At 67.9% G+C, this 16,453-nt stretch carries 13 protein-coding genes and 1 other RNA gene; 7 read left to right on the top strand and 7 right to left on the bottom strand.

Features of this window, described 5'->3' with window-relative positions; translation table 11 throughout:
- Nucleotides 1-47 precede the first annotated feature (47 nt).
- The gene (locus TVH25_RS11975) at nt 48-1,313 is read right to left on the bottom strand and encodes a lipase family protein (protein WP_422424250.1); all 1,266 of its coding nucleotides are present in this window, start codon (nt 1,311-1,313) and stop codon (nt 48-50) included.
- A gap of 103 nt (nt 1,314-1,416) precedes the next feature.
- A complete protein-coding gene (locus tag TVH25_RS11970; protein WP_422424249.1) occupies nt 1,417-1,935 on the bottom strand; it encodes a DUF1697 domain-containing protein in 519 nt (172 codons plus the stop codon).
- Between the two features lie 122 nt (nt 1,936-2,057).
- On the opposite strand from TVH25_RS11970, the gene rnpB reads away from it, so the two are divergent.
- The 4 genes from rnpB (at nt 2,058) to TVH25_RS11950 (ending at nt 4,977) form a co-directional block, all read left to right on the top strand.
- Nucleotides 2,058-2,469: RNase P RNA component class A (gene rnpB, locus TVH25_RS11965), an RNA gene on the top strand.
- A 301-nt stretch (nt 2,470-2,770) separates the two neighbouring features.
- Nucleotides 2,771-2,950, top strand: a complete 180-nt coding sequence (locus TVH25_RS11960; protein ID WP_422424248.1) for a hypothetical protein — start codon at nt 2,771-2,773, stop codon at nt 2,948-2,950.
- A gap of 25 nt (nt 2,951-2,975) precedes the next feature.
- Nucleotides 2,976-4,385 (top strand): RNB domain-containing ribonuclease, encoded by a 1,410-nt coding sequence (locus TVH25_RS11955; RefSeq protein ID WP_422424247.1) that lies wholly within the window; start codon nt 2,976-2,978, stop codon nt 4,383-4,385.
- Nucleotides 4,375-4,977 carry a CHAP domain-containing protein gene (locus TVH25_RS11950; protein ID WP_422424246.1) on the top strand — a complete coding sequence of 201 codons (603 nt, stop codon included), beginning with the start codon at nt 4,375-4,377 and terminating at the stop codon, nt 4,975-4,977. Before TVH25_RS11955 ends, TVH25_RS11950 begins: the two co-directional genes overlap by 11 nt.
- Nucleotides 4,978-4,989: 12 nt before the next feature.
- Here TVH25_RS11950 and pip read toward each other — a convergent pair whose 3' ends face one another.
- From pip to panB, 3 genes are all read right to left on the bottom strand, one after another.
- Nucleotides 4,990-5,952, bottom strand: a complete 963-nt coding sequence (gene pip / locus TVH25_RS11945) for a prolyl aminopeptidase (protein ID WP_422424245.1) — start codon at nt 5,950-5,952, stop codon at nt 4,990-4,992.
- Nucleotides 5,952-6,395 (bottom strand): hypothetical protein, encoded by a 444-nt coding sequence (locus TVH25_RS11940; protein ID WP_422424244.1) that lies wholly within the window; start codon nt 6,393-6,395, stop codon nt 5,952-5,954. The genes pip and TVH25_RS11940 overlap by 1 nt, the downstream gene beginning before the upstream one ends.
- Nucleotides 6,396-6,570: 175 nt before the next feature.
- On the bottom strand, nt 6,571-7,419 hold the full coding sequence (panB, locus tag TVH25_RS11935) for a 3-methyl-2-oxobutanoate hydroxymethyltransferase (RefSeq protein WP_169620226.1): 849 nt from the start codon (nt 7,417-7,419) through the stop codon (nt 6,571-6,573).
- 168 nt (nt 7,420-7,587) lie between these two features.
- On the opposite strand from panB, the gene TVH25_RS11930 reads away from it, so the two are divergent.
- From TVH25_RS11930 to TVH25_RS11920, 3 genes are all read left to right on the top strand, one after another.
- Entirely contained in the window at nt 7,588-9,120 is a 1,533-nt protein-coding gene (locus TVH25_RS11930; protein ID WP_422424260.1) for an alpha/beta hydrolase, read from the top strand.
- Between the two features lie 84 nt (nt 9,121-9,204).
- Nucleotides 9,205-10,542, top strand: a complete 1,338-nt coding sequence (locus TVH25_RS11925) for a glutamine synthetase family protein (RefSeq protein ID WP_296549588.1) — start codon at nt 9,205-9,207, stop codon at nt 10,540-10,542.
- Nucleotides 10,543-10,567: 25 nt separating this feature from the next.
- Nucleotides 10,568-13,582, top strand: a complete 3,015-nt coding sequence (locus TVH25_RS11920; protein WP_422424258.1) for a bifunctional [glutamine synthetase] adenylyltransferase/[glutamine synthetase]-adenylyl-L-tyrosine phosphorylase — start codon at nt 10,568-10,570, stop codon at nt 13,580-13,582.
- A 12-nt stretch (nt 13,583-13,594) separates the two neighbouring features.
- On the opposite strand, the gene TVH25_RS11915 is transcribed toward TVH25_RS11920, so the two are convergent.
- Complete coding sequence (locus tag TVH25_RS11915; RefSeq protein WP_240952035.1) at nt 13,595-13,921, bottom strand: hypothetical protein; 327 nt, start codon at nt 13,919-13,921, stop codon at nt 13,595-13,597.
- Nucleotides 13,922-14,318: 397 nt separating this feature from the next.
- Nucleotides 14,319-16,453, bottom strand: a 2,135-nt coding sequence (gene katG / locus TVH25_RS11910) for a catalase/peroxidase HPI (RefSeq protein ID WP_422424243.1), incomplete at its 5' end; no start/stop codon positions are given.

Below are 16,453 nucleotides of genomic sequence, written 5' to 3'. Positions count from 1 at the left end.
GCGATCGGTGAGGCGTTACCGGCCGCCGAGCTTTTTTCGAACTTTCCTTACGCGCCGCAGGTCGTTGTCGCGGGGACGCCGGCGAATCGCTGGTCCAGCCAGTCCATGCCCTCCACCAGAGCGGGGAAAAGTCCGACGACGTGCCCGAATCCTGTCTTGGTGAACGCCGGGGGAACGTCGTATCGCTGATAGGTGACGGTCGCTCCGGTGAGGCACCACTTGCCGACCATCGTGTCGACGCCCGACACGAGCACGAAATCGTCCCCGGTGGCCTGCGCCACGAACACCGGAGCGGACGGGGTCCGGTTGCCGAGTTCCTGTTCGGCCACGAGCGAGGCCCACGGCTCCTCCGAGAGATGCTCGACGATCGGCCGGCCGTCAACGGTGTACCGGGTGGTCGAGGAGAACGGGTCGAGCAGCGGTGCGTCGAACACGCACGCCTTTTCGGCGCGGCCGAGAATATCGAGGCCCGCGGGATTGAACACCGCCAGCATGTCGTCGGCGTGCTGCGGGTACGCGGAGACGAACCCGTTGACGACCCAGCCGATGCCACCCGACAAGAACGAACCGTCGCCTGCGACCGCCAGATCCCTCAGCGACGCGGGCGGTGATCCCGCGACCGCACCGGCGACCGGCAGTTCCGGGGCGTAGGTCGAGGCGAGTTCGGCGGCGGAGGCGGCAGCCATACCGCCCTGCGAATAACCCCAGAAGGCGATCGGGCCGTCCTCATCCACACCGAGAGTTCCCAGCGACCGGGTAGCGCGGGCGAGGTCGAGCATCGCGTGCCCCTGAGAAGCGCGGTTGAGATAGGGGTGGACTCCGGCGGTGCCGAGCCCTTCATAGTCGGTGACCGCGACCGCGTAGCCGCGCGCGAGGAGCGGACCGATCTGGAGGTGCTCGTACTCCTGGCCGAAGACCATGAGCTTGGACGGGGCACACTGATCGCCCATGCCCTGAGTGCCGGGCCCGACCACGACGGTGGGCCGAGGGCCGTCGCCGTCCCACGGCAGTGCCGGGACCATCACGGTGCCGACGACGGCGACAGGCTTGTCGGTGGCGCTGGTGCTGCGATACATCACGCGGGTAACCGAGGCGTCGAGCACGGCGGGGGTGCCGGGGATGATTGCGGCGACCGACGGGGCAGTGCGCAGTACGTCTCCCGGCGAACCGGAACTCAGGTCGGGCGTGGCGTAGAAGTCGTCCGCCTGTGCGGCGGGGCCGGGCACCGCCGGCTGGGCGGCTGCGGTGGTCGTCGCGCCGAGGGAGAATCCTGCGAGAGCGGCTGCGGCAGGCAGTCGTGCGGCAATCCGCATGTGTGTCCTTCGAGTCCGGATTCATGTGCCGCGACTGCGGCCCCCGGGGAGGGTAACTGCACTTACGAGGACGTCCGAGGATTTGCTTACTTGTGGTGACAAGTCACAGCAACTTGCGGAGTGTTTTCAGATTTCGAGAGGTGGTGACCGCCTTGTACCGACCGGACCCGGGCTTCTTCCCCAGCGCGCTGTCCAGTGTGCTGCCCTTCTCGACCTGCCAGTACAGGACCCCCGCACCCGGTGCGGCGCACTCGACGTCACTGTCGAGACGGTCCGCATCCGCGGCCAGGGCGTCGAGAACATCGGGGTCGGACACGAACACCACATAGGAATGCCGGTCCTCGCGGTCTCCGAAGGGGTAGGCCGCCACGATGTCCGCCACCCGGGACTGCTCGACGACAAAGGTGTAGGCGTCGTACCCGAAGCGCTCGGTCAGCGCGCTTTCGAGGGCGGGTTTCAGCGACGCGGCATCGTCGTCGGAGTCGAACAGCACATTGCCCGACGCGAGCACGGTGCGGACGTCGCGATGTCCCGCCGCGGAGAACAACTCCGCCAGATCGGCCATCTTGATCCGGATACCGCCGACGTTGATCCCGCGCAGGAAAGCCACGTACCGAGTCATGCGGTTCACGGTAGTTCTCCCGCGGCGGGCCGGGAGGGCGATAGGCGGGGTCGCACGGCGGCAGACGGCACGGGGTCCGTGCGTCGTATCCCCGCGGGCGCGCGCTACGCTGTCCGGGCGGACGAGTTGGCCGGGCGACCGCGGAACAGGGAACCGGCACCGGACGGTGTCAGGCCCTGCGTCGAGGAAAGTCCGGACTCCACAGAGCAGGGCGGTTGTTAACGGCAACCCGAGGTGACTCGCGGGACAGTGCCACAGAAAACAGACCGCCTGCCCCTCGCGGGCAGGTAAGGGTGAAACGGTGCGGTAAGAGCGCACCAGCACCCCGGGTGACCGGGGTGGCTAGGTAAACCCCGCCCGGAGCAAGGTTGAAGGTCGCATCGCTGCGCGGTGCGTCTGCGCAGGTGCTCGAGGGCTGCTCGCCCGAGCCTGCGGGTGAACCGCTCGAGGTACCCGGCAACGGTGTGCCCAGATGGATGGTCGCCACCCCGCTTCGGCGGGGGACAGGATCCGGCTTACAGGCCGACTCGTCCGCCCTGCATTCCTGTCCCACCCCGCCGACGCGCGTGCTCGCCCCGGTCGGTCGACGGCATCGCCGCCGCCGGGAGTCGGTCAGAGCGGTCCGACGACCAGCAGATGCGCCCAGTACGAGGCGGACTCGGGGCCTACATAGGGCAGCAGCGCATCGAAAAGGATGTACGACACGTGTGATCTCCTTCGGTCGGTGACGATCTTGTGGTCCGGCCGACGCTACCAGCTGCGCCGGTAGCCGAGTTTCGCCGAAACCGCGCCCGATATACCGGGTATCGCGCCGCTGTTCGGGCACACTGGGGCCATGAGTGACGACGGTTGGTATTTCGATGTGAAGACCGGCAAGGTGACCCAGGGCAAAGATCCCAGCGCCCTCAGCCGCATGGGTCCGTACCCCGACCGGGAGACCGCCATGCGGGCCCTCGACATCGCTGCCGCCCGCAACAAGGCAGCCGACGACGCGGACGACGAATGGAACAAGTGATCGCGCGACGAGGAGCCCCGCCGCTTTGGTGACCACACCCATCGTCGTCGCACCGGAGATCGATTTCACCGGTGTCCGCGCCGAGTTCGGCCTCGTCGACGAATTCCCCGACGAGGCGCTCGCAGAGGCCCGGAGGGCGACCGACAGATTCGCTTCGGAGCGCGACGATCGCACAGATCTGCCCGTGGTGACGATCGATCCACCCGGTTCGATGGACCTCGACCAGGCACTCCACCTCGAGCGCACCGACACCGGATTCGTGCTCCACTACGCGATCGCCGACGTGTACGCGGTCGTCGAACCCGGCGGTGCGCTGGATCTCGAGACGCACCGCCGCGCGCAGACCTTCTACCTTCCCGACGGGTCGGTGCCGCTGCACCCGCGGGTGTTGTCGGAGAACGCGGCCAGTCTGCTCCCGGGTGCGGTGCGACCGGCCGTGTTGTGGCGCATCGAGATGGACGAGTACGCAGAGCCCGTCGCAATCTCCGTGTCGCGGGCCCGCGTCCGCTCGGTGGCGCGACTCGACTATGCCGGTGTGCAGCGCGATGCCGATGCGGGCACCCTCCATCCGTCGATCGCGGCGCTACCCGAGTTCGGGCGGTTACGCGAAGTCGCGGCGCGGGCACGGGGCGCGATCGAACTGAGACTCCCCGAGCAGGACGTGGTCGAAGACGGTGACGGCTGGCGACTCGACATCGAACCGCGCACCGAGGCCGACGACTGGAATTCGCATGTGTCGTTGCTGACCGGAATGTGCGCGGCGCGCATCATGATCGACGCGAAGACCGGGCTGCTGCGCACGTTGCCGCCCGCCGATCCCGACGCTGTCGCTTCTCTCCGCCGAACCGCCTGTTCGCTGGGCGTCGAGTGGCCGGGCGACATGTCGGTGGGCGCCTTCCTCGCCGGTCTCGACGCGAATCTGCCCACCACGCTCGTTCTCATGAGCGAGGCGCCGACGCTGCTGCGCGGCGCGTCCTACGTCGCATTCGACGGGGAACTGCCGGAACTGACGGTGCACGGCGCGATCGGCGCCGCCTACGCGCATGTCACCGCGCCGCTGCGCCGGCTGTCCGACCGCTACGCCACCGAGGTGTGCCTTGCGGTGTCCTCGGGTACCGAGTTGCCCGGCGATGTGCGCGACACCCTGGGTCTGCTGCCGAAGATCATGTCCTCGTCCGATTCGCTCGCCGGCAAGGTCGGGCGCGCGTGCATCGACCTCGCCGAAGCGGTCGTGCTGTCGTCGCGGGTGGGGGAAACCTTCGACGCCACGGTCCTGAAAGACGCCACCGAGCGACGCGACGCCGAGATCTTCATCCCGTCGGAGACGGTGATCGCGCAATGCACCGGCGCACCCGCGGAGGGACAGCGCGTCACGGTCCGCCTGGTACTCGCCGACCCGGCGTCCCGGAGAGTGCAGTTCGCCTGTGAACCCTGAACGGACCGTCGGGCGCCGACCGCTCGCGACGATCACGGCGGTCGTGGTGGTCGCCGTGGCTCTTGTTGCCGCGACCGTGTGGTGGAGTGCCCCCAACAGGTTGTTCCCCTGGGACAGTGCATCGTTCCCGGACGTGGACACGTCGGCGCTGTCGCCGACGCAGGGTCGGATCGTCGAGTTGCTCGAGGATCAGCACAACGCGCAACGGCCCGGGACGTTCTACTCCGAGGGCGTCCGGGAACCGTGGTGTGCGGACTTCGTCAGCTGGATCATGCGGGAAGCCGGTGTGCCTCTGGCTAATCCGCATTCCGGTCACTGGCGTATCCCGGGGGTGTACACGCTCGGGGAGTACTACGAGCAGACCGGCCGCTTCGAACCCTCCGGATCGGGCTACCGCCCCGCCGTCGGCGACGTGGTGCTCTACCACAGCTCACTGGGTTTCGGGCAGCGTGAACACACCAACATCGTAATCGCGGTGGAGGGCAGCACCGCAACCACCGTGGGCGGCAACGAGTTCGGTAAGGTTCGCGTCCACACCCTCGATTGGGAGGGCGACGGCGCCGTGGTCGGTTTCGGGCGGTTGCCCGCCTGAACCGGCGGCGGACTACCGGAACCGGTCCGTGGCCTCCAGGAGTTCATGGGTGATACCGGGTTCGGTTGCCGCGTGACCGGCATCGTCGACGATGCGCAGATCGGACTGCGGCCAGGCCCGATGCAGATCCCATGCGCTGCGCGCCGGACACACTACGTCGTAGCGGCCCTGCACGATCACCCCGGGAATGCGGTGCAGCAGATGCGCGTCGCGCAGAATCCGACCGTCCTCGAGAAAACCCCGGTGGTAGAAGTAATGGTTCTCGATCCGCGCGAACGCGAGGGCGAACCGGGGTTCGGAGGTCTCCGCGACGCGGTCGGGATGGGGTAGCAGCGTGCTCGTGGCGCCTTCCCACGTCGACCATGCGATCGCGGCGTCCAGTGCCACGTCCGGGTCGGGGGAGTGCAGCAGACGGTGATAGGTGTCGACGGGATGCTCCCCGGGTTCCGCCGCGGCGAGTGGTGCGGTGAATCCCTCCCACAGATCGGGGAACACCTCTCCCGCACCGCCGTTGTAGTACCAGTCGATCTCGCTGCGCCGCAGCAGGAAGATTCCGCGCAACACCAGTTCGGTGACGCGGTCGGGGTGTCGCTGGCTGTAGGTGAGCGCCAGGGTCGATCCCCACGAGCCACCGAAGACGAGCCACTGCTCCACACCCAGGTGAGTGCGCAGCCGTTCGATATCGGCGACCAGATGGTCGGTCGTGTTGACCGACAGGTCTGCCCCGTCTGCGACGTGCGGGAGCGATCGGCCGCACCCGCGCTGATCGAACAACACGATGCGGTAGGCATCGGGATCGAAGAACCGGCGCTGCATCGGCGACACGCCGCCGCCGGGCCCGCCGTGCAGGAACACCGCCGGCTTGCCCGCGGGGTTACCGCTGACCTCCCAGTACAGGTGCTGACCGTCACCGACGTCGAGCATGCCCTGCTCGTACGGTTCCAGCGGCGGATACAGCTCGCGGCGCTCGTTCATCAGAAGCCGACGAGACCGGATGCGAGATCGGGGATTTCGAGTGCGGTGACCGCTTCCTGCCGCACCTCGGGGCACTGCTCGGACGTGATCGTGTCGATCCGTCCCCGATCACCGGCAAGTGCGAGAAGGTCGACGCCGTTGGCCCCGGCCCATTCGCCGATGAGGATGTTGAGCCCACCGCGGCCGACCGACGGGGTGTACGTGCGCCACGGCGACAGTTGCGCCTCCAGCCGGGTGCACAGGTCTTCCGCCTGAGCGTCGGTGACGCCTGCCCCACCGGACTGCGGAGATCGCGTCGCCGAGGAGGTCGCCTGGGTGGACGACGACAGTTCTGTGCTGGAACCGGTCTGCCCGGACTCGGGCGCCGGAGCGCATGCCCCGAGAACGCCGATCATGGCGGCTGCGACGGCGGCCGCAACCGGCACCTGTCGGAATCGGTTCATGGATGTACACCTCGTCTGTCGGGGCTCGCGTCGTGGTCGCCGTCGAGTGTGCCACCGAATCCTGATGGGGTGGTGAGGCCGCCCCGCCGGAACCGGGGGACGAACGTCACACAACGGCAAGCCCTTCCGCGGCGCACCGCAGGAAGGGCTTGTCGTTTGTGCCTAGGGCGTCTGCTCAGAACGAATGCTCGGGACCGGGGAACGTGCCTTCGGCGACCTCGTGCGCGTACTGGGACGCTGCGCGACGCAGTTCGTCCCCGACAGCACCGAACTTCTTGACGAACTTCGCGGTCTTGCCGCTGGTGTAGCCCGCCATGTCCTGCCACACGAGAACCTGAGCGTCGCATTCGCTTCCGGCGCCGATGCCGACCGTCGGGATGGTGAGCTTGCCCGTGACCTGACCGGCCAGTTCGGCAGGCACCATCTCCATCACGACGGAGAATGCGCCGGCTTCCTGAACCGCCATCGCGTCGGCGACGAGCTGCTCGGCACCGTCACCGCGGCCCTGGACGCGGAACCCGCCGAGCGTATTGACCGACTGTGGGGTGAAACCGATGTGCGCCTGCACGGGGATGCCGGCCGCGGTGATCGCCGCGATCTGCGGGGCGACCCGTTCGCCGCCTTCGAGCTTGACGGCGTGGGCGCCGCCTTCCTTCATGAACCGGATGGACGTCGCGAGAGCCTGTTCGGGAGACGCTTCGTAGCTACCGAACGGCAGGTCCGCGATGACGAGAGCGTGCGGCGCGCCCCGCACGACGCCGCGGACCAGGGGGAGCAGTTCGTCGACGGTGACCGGAACGGTGGTGTCGTAGCCGTAGACGACGTTCGCTGCGGAGTCGCCCACGAGGAGGACCGGGATCCCGGCTTCTTCGAAGATTCGGGCCGAGGAGTAGTCGTAGGCGGTCAGTTCCGCCCAGCGGCGGCCTTCGGCCTTCATCGCCTGCAGGTGATGGACTCGAGTCTTGCGCTTGGGGGTATCGGCGGGAGCGGCGCCGCCGTATACGGACGTCATGTTGTCGGACATCGCTGTCCCTTTCTGCCTCGAGGCCCTAGGGGTCCCCGGGTTGGGTGATGACCGTCTCAGTCTGCCACCGCAGGTCGCTGCACAAACACCACGTGGCGGTGCGATTGGTCACAGCGTCGGCGCTCTGTCGGCTCATGGGACGATCGTCGGGTGTCGATTTCCCCCCGTATGCACGTTCTCCGCCTCATGTCGCTCGCCGTTGTCGCAGGTCTCGCCGTCCTGGGCTGCTCGGCGCCGGGCAACAGCACGCAGCCGCCGTCGGATGTCGCGGTGCCGGGCGAACTCGAGAAGTTCTACCGCCAGGCGGTGCGGTGGGAGTCGTGCGCGGGATACGGGGCCGACGGTCGCTACCTTGCCCTCAACGGTGTGGAGTGCGCCCGGATCACGGTGCCGCTCGATTACGACGATCCCGACGAACAGACCGTCTCGCTCGCGTTGTCGCGGTCCCGGGCCGGCGGGGACCGGATCGGTTCACTGCTGACGAACCCCGGCGGGCCGGGCGCGTCGGGGTTGTCGCTCGCGCTGGCAGGAGAAGGCACCCCGCTCGCGGAGCACTTCGACGTCATCGGGATGGATCCGCGGGGAATCGGCGCCTCGGATCCGCAGATCGTGTGCCGCACGGACGCCGAGACCGACGCCGATCGCGCCCTCGACCCCGGCGACACCACCAGTGAGGGCATCGCGCGAGCCGAGAAACTCAATCGGGAGTACGCGGATCTGTGCGCCGAGCGCACCGGGCCGGAGGTGCTGGCGCACGTCGGCACCCGCGAGGTGGTGCGCGACATGGATGTCGTGCGCGGGGTGCTCGGCGACGATCAGCTCACCTACCTCGGCTACTCGTACGGCACCAGGCTCGGCGCGGAGTACGCCGCAGCGTTTCCCGACCGGGTGCGGGCGATGGTGCTCGACGGTGCCATCGACCCGGACCAGGATCCCGTCGAGGAGATCGTGTTGCAGGCGGAGGGCTTCCAGCGCGCGTTCGAGGAGTTCGCGCGCTACTGCGCCGACTACGACGGATGCCCGCTCGGCGACGATCCTGCGGCGGCAGTGGACCGGTTCCGCGCCCTCGTCGGCCCGCTGCTCGACACACCCGCGCCCACCACCGACCCCCGCGGCCTGAGCTACGGCGACGCGATCACCGGGGTCCAGCAGGGGCTGTACTCACCGACCTTGTGGGGCTCGTTGCGCGGCGGACTGGACTCGCTTGCGAGCAGCGGTACCGGCGACACGCTCCTGCGGCTCGCCGACCTGTACGAGGGCCGCGGCGACGACGGCACCTACAGCAACATCACCGCCGCGTTCGACGCGGTGCGATGCGTCGACGACGTACCCGTCACCGACCGGGTGCTCGCCGGAGAACTCGACACCCGGTTCCGTGAGGCGGCGCCGTTCCTCGACGACGGGCGCGGCAACGGTTCCGCCGCTCTCGACACGTGTGCTTTCTGGCGCGTCCCGCCCACCGTGGACGGCGAGGATGCGGACCTGTCCGGTCTGGCTCCCGTGCTCGTGGTGTCCACCACCGCCGATCCCGCGACCCCGTATCTCGCGGGAGTCGAGCTCGCGGGTCATCTCGGCGGTGCGCTGCTGAGTTTCGACGGGACCCAGCACACGGTCGTGCTCGACGGCGAGAAATGCGTCGACGACGCTGTGACCAGGTATTTGATCGATCTCGAGGTCCCCGAAACCGATCCTCACTGCTGAATCCGGCACGATGTGAGCGACACGCCACTGTCCCAACGCGCGTATGTAACACGGAATTAACGGATGATGCCTACTCTCGCGGATATGGATCGCCAGAAGGAGTTCGTGCTCCGCACCCTCGAAGAGCGCGACATTCGGTTCGTTCGTCTCTGGTTCACCGACGTCGTCGGCACCCTGAAATCCGTGGCGATCGCCCCGGCCGAACTCGAGGGAGCCTTCGAAGAGGGCATCGGGTTCGACGGTTCGGCGATCGAGGGATTCTCCCGGATCTCGGAAGCCGACATGGTCGCCCGCCCCGACGCGACAACCTTCCAGGTGCTGCCGTGGACCGACGACCGGGGCCACCAGTACTCCGCGCGCATGTTCTGCGACATCACCATGCCGGGTGGAACGCCCAGCTGGGCCGATCCGCGGCACGTGCTGCGGCGTCAGCTCAACAAGGCGTCCGACCTCGGCTTCAGTTGCTACGTGCATCCCGAGATCGAGTTCTTCCTCGTGGAGAACGGCGAAGAAGGTGCCCCGCCGGTGCCCGCCGATACGGGCGGTTACTTCGACCAGTCCGTCCACCGGTCCGCCCCGCACTTCCGGCGCCACGCCATCGACGCGCTCGAGTCGATGGGTATCTCGGTGGAGTTCAGCCACCACGAGACGGCTCCCGGCCAGCAGGAGATCGACCTGCGATACGCCGACGCGCTGTCCATGGCGGACAACGTCATGACCTTCCGCTACGTGGTCAAGGAGATCGCGATGCAGGAGGGCGTGCGCGCCACCTTCATGCCGAAGCCGTTCCGCGAGCACGCGGGCTCGGCCATGCACACCCACATGTCGCTGTTCGAGGGCGAGACCAACGCCTTCCACGACCCCGACGACCCGCTGCAGCTCTCGGCGACCGGCAAGGCGTTCATCGCCGGCATCCTCGAGCATTCCGGCGAGATCAGCGCCGTCACCAACCAGTGGGTCAATTCCTACAAGCGTCTCGTGCACGGCGGCGAAGCGCCGACCGCGGCGTGCTGGGGACCGTCGAACCGCTCGGCTCTGGTCCGTGTCCCGATGTACACGCCCAACAAGGCGTCGTCGCGCCGGGTGGAGATCCGCACCCCGGACTCCGCGTGCAACCCGTACCTGTCGTTCGCGTTGCTGCTCGCGGCGGGCATGCGCGGCATCGAGAAGGGATACGAACTCCCTCCCGAGGCCGAGGACGACGTGTGGTCGCTGACGTCGGCGGAGCGTCGCGCGATGGGGTACCGCGAGCTGCCCACCGATCTCGACATCGCACTTCGTGAGATGGAAAAGTCCGAGCTGGTCGCCGAAACGCTCGGCGAGCACGTGTTCAACTATTTCCTGCGGAACAAGTGGCGCGAGTGGGAGAACTACCGTAGCCAGGTCACGCCTTTCGAGCTCGAGCAGTACCTGGGGCTGTAATCGGCCGGCGATGGCGGATGATGTGGTGGTGAAACCGCCGACTTCTCGTTCCACTGTCCCGGCTCCCGGTCGGCTCGGCCTCGTCGAGCCGACCGCGCCAGAAGAGCTGCAACGGCTCGGCTGGAACGACGCCGACAGCGTCGAACTGCTGTGGGCGCTGTCCCGCGCCGCCAATGCGGATCTGGCGCTGCGGACCCTGGCGCGCCTCGCAGACAGTCTCGGTGACGACGGCTGGGCCGAACTCGATGCCGCGCTGCGTGCCGACAAGGGCCTTCGCGGCCGGCTGTTCGGCCTGTTCGGGGCGTCGTCCGCGTTCGGTGACCACGTGGTCGCGAATCCTGCCTGCTGGCGGCTGCTCGAAGGTTCCCTGGATCTGCCCGACAAGCACACCTTCACCGCGAGGATGCTCGACAGCGTCGGCGGGTATCCCGAGCCGGGCGGTCGCGTCGGCCGCCTGCTCTACCGCGCAGAGATCACCGGGCCCGCGGCAGTTGCGGCCTTGCGGACCGCCTATCGCGACCAGCTCATGATCATCGCGGCGGCCGACCTCGCCGCGACCGTCGAGAACGAGCCGGTCGTTCCGTACCTCGAGGTCGGGGCGCTGCTCGCCGACCTCGCCGACGCCGCCCTCACCGCGGCTCTCGCGGTCGCCGTGACGACGGTGGTTCCCGACGAGCCGTGCCCGATCCACCTGGCGGTCATCGCCATGGGTAAATGCGGAGCGCGGGAACTGAACTACGTGAGCGATGTCGACGTGGTCTTCGTCGCCGAACCCGCGGATGCGCGCGCAAGCCGGATCGCGGGCGAAATGATGCGTATCGGCACCTCCGCCTTCTTCGAGGTCGATGCCGCGCTGCGCCCGGAAGGCAAGAGCGGTGAGCTGGTGCGCACCCTCGAGTCGCACATCGCGTATTACAACCGGTGGGCCAAGACGTGGGAGTTCCAGGCGCTCCTCAAGGCCCGGCCGATGGCCGGCGACTTCGATCTCGGCCGCCGGTACGTCGAAGCGCTGAGCCCGATGGTGTGGACAGCCTCCGAGCGCGAGGACTTCGTCCCGGAAGTCCAGGCGATGCGCCGGCGCGTCGAGGACCTGGTGCCCGCAGAACTGCAGGAACGCGAACTCAAGCTCGGCCGCGGCAGCATCCGCGACGTCGAATTCGCCGTCCAGTTGCTCCAACTCGTACACGGCCGCGTCGACGAGTCGCTGCGGGTCCCGAACACGGTGGAGGCGCTCGGTGCGCTCGCCGACGGTGGCTACATCGGCCGCGACGACGCCGCGAACCTCCGCGCGTCGTACGAGTTCCTCCGGTTGCTCGAGCACCGCCTCCAGCTCCAGCGACTCAAGCGCACCCACACGCTGCCGCCCGCGGACGACCGGGAGGCGCTGCGCTGGCTCGCCCGTGCGTCGCACATGCGTGCGGACGGGCGGAAGGATGCGCTCGGCGTGCTGGAATCCGAGATCAAGCGCAACTCGTCGCGGGTGCGGAAACTGCACGCGAAACTGTTCTACCGGCCGTTGCTCGAGTCGGTGAGCAAGCTCGACAAGGAGGCCGTACGGCTCTCGCCCGACGCGGCCGTCCGTCAGCTCGCCGCCCTCGGGTACAGCGCGCCCTCGCACGCGCTCGACCATCTGACAGCCTTGTCCGGCGGCGCGTCCCGCAAGGCGCGGATCCAGGCGATGCTGCTTCCGCAACTGCTCGAATACCTCGCCGACACAGTCGATCCCGATGCCGGACTGCTGGCCTACCGCCGCTTGTCCGACGCGCTGTACGACACCGTGTGGTTCCTGCGGGTGCTCCGCGACGAGCCGGCGGTGGCGGAACGCCTCATGACGGTGCTCGGATCGTCGGCGTACGTGTCGGATCTGCTCGTGAAGTCGCCCGAGGTGCTGCGGTTGTACGCCGACGGCCCGAACGGTCCGAGGTTGCTCGAACCGAACCCTCCGGAAGTCGCCCGCGCGCTGGTCGCGTCGTCGTCCCGCTACGGCGACCCGGCGCGTGCGATCCTCGCCGCCCGCTCGTTGCGCCGCGCCGAACTGGCCCGGATCGCGAGTGCGGACATCCTCGGGATGCTCGACGTCCCCCAGGTGTGCGAAGCACTGTCGACGGTGTGGTCCGGGGTGCTCGAGGCCGCACTCACCGCCGTCATCCGCGCGTCGGAAAGCTCACGGGGACCGGCCCCCGCGCGCATCGCCGTGATCGGGATGGGTCGTCTCGGAGGTGCCGAACTGGGCTACGGTTCCGATGCCGATGTGCTGTTCGTGTGCGAACCGCACGCGGACGCCGACGACACCGACGCCGTGAAATGGGCGACGACCGTTGCCGAACAGGTCCGCAAATTCCTCGGCGCGCCGAGCACCGACCCACCGCTCGAAGTCGACCTGAACCTGCGGCCGGAAGGCCGTAGCGGACCGCTGGTGCGCACGCTCACCTCCTACGAGGCGTACTACACCCAGTGGGCCGAAGTGTGGGAGGTGCAGGCGCTCCTGCGGGCGCACGCTGTCGCCGGCGACCCGGACCTGGGCACGCGCTTTCTGCGCATGATCGACAAGGTCCGTTACCCGGAGGGTGGGCTGTCCCAGGAGGCGGTCCGCGAGATCCGCCGGATCAAGGCACGCGTCGATTCGGAGCGTCTGCCCCGCGGAGCCGACCCCGCCACCCACACGAAGCTGGGCCGCGGGGGACTTGCCGATATCGAATGGACGGTGCAATTGCTGCAGTTGCAGCACGCGCACCACATCGGGGCGCTGCACAACACGTCGACGCTCGAGACCTTGGACGCGATCGGTGCGGCCGAGTTGATCAGCGCCGGGGATGTGGAGTTGCTGCGCGACGCGTGGATCACCGCCACCAGTGCACGCAACGCATTGGTGCTCGTCCGGGGTAAGCGCGCCGACCAATTGCCCGGCCCGGGAAGGCTTCTCACAGCGGTCGCGAGAGTGACAGGGTGGCAGGGCGAAGACGCCTCGGAGTATCTCGACCACTATCTGCGCGTGACCCGTCGTGCGCGAGCAGTGGTCGAGCGGGTGTTCGGTGCCTGACGGCGGCGGGGGTCAGTCGCAGAAGACGACCAGGGCAACCCCGCGCCAGACCTCCGTCTCGGTCTTGTCCCACTCTTCGGCGTCGGCGTCCCACGAGTATTCGACTTCGGTGTCGTAGCCGCGGTCGCGCTGCTCGGTCACGTTGCAGTTCCGCAGGGTGCTGCCCGCGCGGCTGAGGATGATGTATTCGACGCCGGCCTCGGACAGTGTTGCTTCGGCTTGCTCCTGGGACATTCCGACGGTCGAGATATCTGTCTGGGCACCGGCCACACCGGCGCCGATAGTGCTTATGAGCAGGGCGGCAGAGCATGCCGCAGCCCTGAGGATGTTTCTGCGCATCACGATCTCCTCCGGGAGACATGTCGTTCGGAGGTACTCGGCCGGGCACGAGCCCGGGTTCGACAGGGCCGAACGCGCAGGACGGTCTCGCACGACGACCGGATACGCAACGACAGGCGTCGCGTCGGCAACGGACGCGGCGACCGGAGAATCCGGTGCCGTGACGCAGGCGGCGTATCCCTGTCTTTGCCCCGACGCAAAGAATACGTTCTCCATCACCTGAGGCGTGATCGAAGTCACCCTCACGGCACTACAAGGGTACGCCGGTGCGGCAGGTCCCCGCGCCGCTTCGCCTCGGCACCGGCCACACGGCCCCCACACGACGAAGCCACCCGCCGAAGTGCGACGGGTGGCTTCGGTGTCGCGGTGCCGTCCGGCGGCACCGTTCCCGGACGGCTCAGGCCAGATCGAACCGATCGAGATTCATCACCTTGGTCCACGCCTTCACGAAGTCCTGCACGAACTGCGGCTGCGCGTCGTCGGTGGCGTACGCCTGGGACAGCGCCCGCAGTTGGGAGTTCGCGCCGAACACCAGATCGACGGCGGTCGCCGTCCACTTGACCTCGTCGGTTCCGCGCGCGCGGCCCTCGTAAATCCCCTCCGACGACTCCGACACCTTCCACTCCGTGCCCATGTCGAGCAGATTACGGAAGAAGTCGGTGGTGAGCACCTGAGGCCGATCGGTGAGCACGCCGTGGTTGCTGCCGCCGTGATTGGTTCCGAGGGCACGGAGCCCGCCGACGAGCACCGTCATCTCGGGGGCGGTCAGTGTCAGGAAATTCGCACGTTCGAGGAGCAGCTTTTCCGGAGGAAGCTTCTCCCCGCCCTGCAGGAAATTGCGGAACCCGTCGCTCTTCGGCTCGAGCACCGAGAACGACTCGACGTCGGTCATCTCCTGGGACGCGTCCGTCCGGCCCGGAGCGAACGGCACCGTGATGTCGTGTCCGGCCGCCTTGGCTGCCTTCTCGACCGCAGCACTACCCGCGAGCACGATCAGGTCCGCGAGCGAGACCTTCTTGTTTCCCGTCGCCGAGCTGTTGAAGTCGTCACGGATGCGTTCGAGCACCGGCAACACCGCGTTCAGCTGGGCAGGTTCGTTGGTCTCCCAGTTCTTCTGCGGCTCGAGGCGGACACGTGCGCCGTTCGCGCCGCCGCGCATATCGGTGCCGCGGAAACTTGCCGCCGACGCCCACGCGGTGGCCACCAACTGCGGGATGGTCAGCCCGGAGTCGAGGACCGTGCTCTTGAGCGACGCGATCTCGTCGTCGCCGATCAGCTCGTGATCGACGTCGGGCACCGGGTCCTGCCAGAGCTGCGGCTCCGGGATCCACGGCCCGAGGTACCGCGAGAGCGGTCCCATGTCGCGGTGCAGCAGTTTGTACCAGGCCTTGGCGAACTCGGCTTCGAGTTCCTCGGGGTGGTCGAGCCAGCGCCGGGTGATCTCGCCGTAGATCGGGTCGTATCGCAGCGCGAGGTCGCTCGTGAGCATGCCGGGCGCATGCTTTTTCGCCGAATCGAACGGATCGGGCACGATATCCGACCCGGCGTTGTCCTTCGGTGTCCACTGCCACGCCCCGGCAGGACTCTTGGTCTTTTCCCACTCGAACCCGTACAGCATTTCGAGGAAGGTGTTGTCCCACTTCGTCGGGGTGGGTGTCCAGATGACCTCGAGTCCGCTGGTGATCGTGTCGGGTCCCTTGCCCGTGCCGTACGAGTTCTTCCAGCCGAGACCTTGTTGTTCCAGCGGCGCAGCTTCGGGTTCGGGACCGAGATTGTCGGCGGGCGCAGCACCGTGCGTCTTGCCGACGGTGTGGCCGCCGACGATCAACGCGGCGGTCTCTACGTCGTTCATCGCCATACGGGCGAACGTCTCTCGAATGTCGCGGCCCGACGCGAGGATCTCCGGATTACCGTTCGGGCCTTCCGGATTGACGTAGATCAGCCCCATCTGGACCGCGCCCAGCGGGCCCTGCAGTTCGCGCTCGCCGGCGTAACGCTCGTCGCCCAACCAGGTGTCCTCCGGGCCCCAGAACACCTCGTCGGCTTCCCAGATGTCTTCGCGGCCGAATGCGAACCCGAACGTCTTGAATCCCATCGACTCGTAGGCGCAGTTGCCGGCGAAGACGATGAGGTCGGCCCACGAGAGGCTGCGTCCGTACTTCTGTTTGATAGGCCACAGCAGCCGACGCGCCTTGTCGAGACTGACGTTGTCGGGCCAGCTGTTCAGCGGAGCGAAGCGCTGCGCGCCCTTGCCTCCGCCGCCCCGGCCGTCGGCGATGCGGTACGTGCCCGCGGAGTGCCAGCTCATGCGGATGAAGAGGCCGCCGTAGTGCCCGAAGTCTGCGGGCCACCAGTCCTGGGAGTCGGTCATCAGCGCGATGAGGTCCTGGCGGAGCGCGTCGACGTCGAGGTTCTCGAACTCCTTCCGGTAGTCGAAGTCGGGTGGCATGGGGTTGGCCATAGGGGAGTGCTGGTGCAGGACTTGGAGGTCCAGCTGATCCGGCCACCAGTCCAGGGCGGTCCTGGGCGATG

Source organism: Rhodococcus sp. 7Tela_A2 (genome assembly GCF_049311045.1).
In the GTDB taxonomy this organism is placed as follows: Bacteria; Actinomycetota; Actinomycetes; order Mycobacteriales; family Mycobacteriaceae; genus Rhodococcus.
Note: the sequence above shows the minus strand (reverse complement) of the source record. Positions and strands in the feature narration are given on the sequence as shown.

Excerpts from the sequence above, each read along its gene's own strand:
- TVH25_RS11975 (WP_422424250.1), bottom strand. The coding sequence starts at position 1,313 with ATGCGGATTGCCGCACGACTGCCTGCCGCAGCCGCTCTCGCAGGATTC.
- TVH25_RS11970 (WP_422424249.1), bottom strand. The coding sequence starts at position 1,935 with ATGACTCGGTACGTGGCTTTCCTGCGCGGGATCAACGTCGGCGGTATC.
- TVH25_RS11960 (WP_422424248.1), top strand. The coding sequence starts at position 2,771 with ATGAGTGACGACGGTTGGTATTTCGATGTGAAGACCGGCAAGGTGACC.
- pip (WP_422424245.1), bottom strand. The coding sequence starts at position 5,952 with ATGAACGAGCGCCGCGAGCTGTATCCGCCGCTGGAACCGTACGAGCAG.
- TVH25_RS11940 (WP_422424244.1), bottom strand. The coding sequence starts at position 6,395 with ATGAACCGATTCCGACAGGTGCCGGTTGCGGCCGCCGTCGCAGCCGCC.
- panB (WP_169620226.1), bottom strand. The coding sequence starts at position 7,419 with ATGTCCGACAACATGACGTCCGTATACGGCGGCGCCGCTCCCGCCGAT.
- TVH25_RS11930 (WP_422424260.1), top strand. The coding sequence starts at position 7,588 with ATGCACGTTCTCCGCCTCATGTCGCTCGCCGTTGTCGCAGGTCTCGCC.
- TVH25_RS11925 (WP_296549588.1), top strand. The coding sequence starts at position 9,205 with ATGGATCGCCAGAAGGAGTTCGTGCTCCGCACCCTCGAAGAGCGCGAC.
- TVH25_RS11915 (WP_240952035.1), bottom strand. The coding sequence starts at position 13,921 with ATGCGCAGAAACATCCTCAGGGCTGCGGCATGCTCTGCCGCCCTGCTC.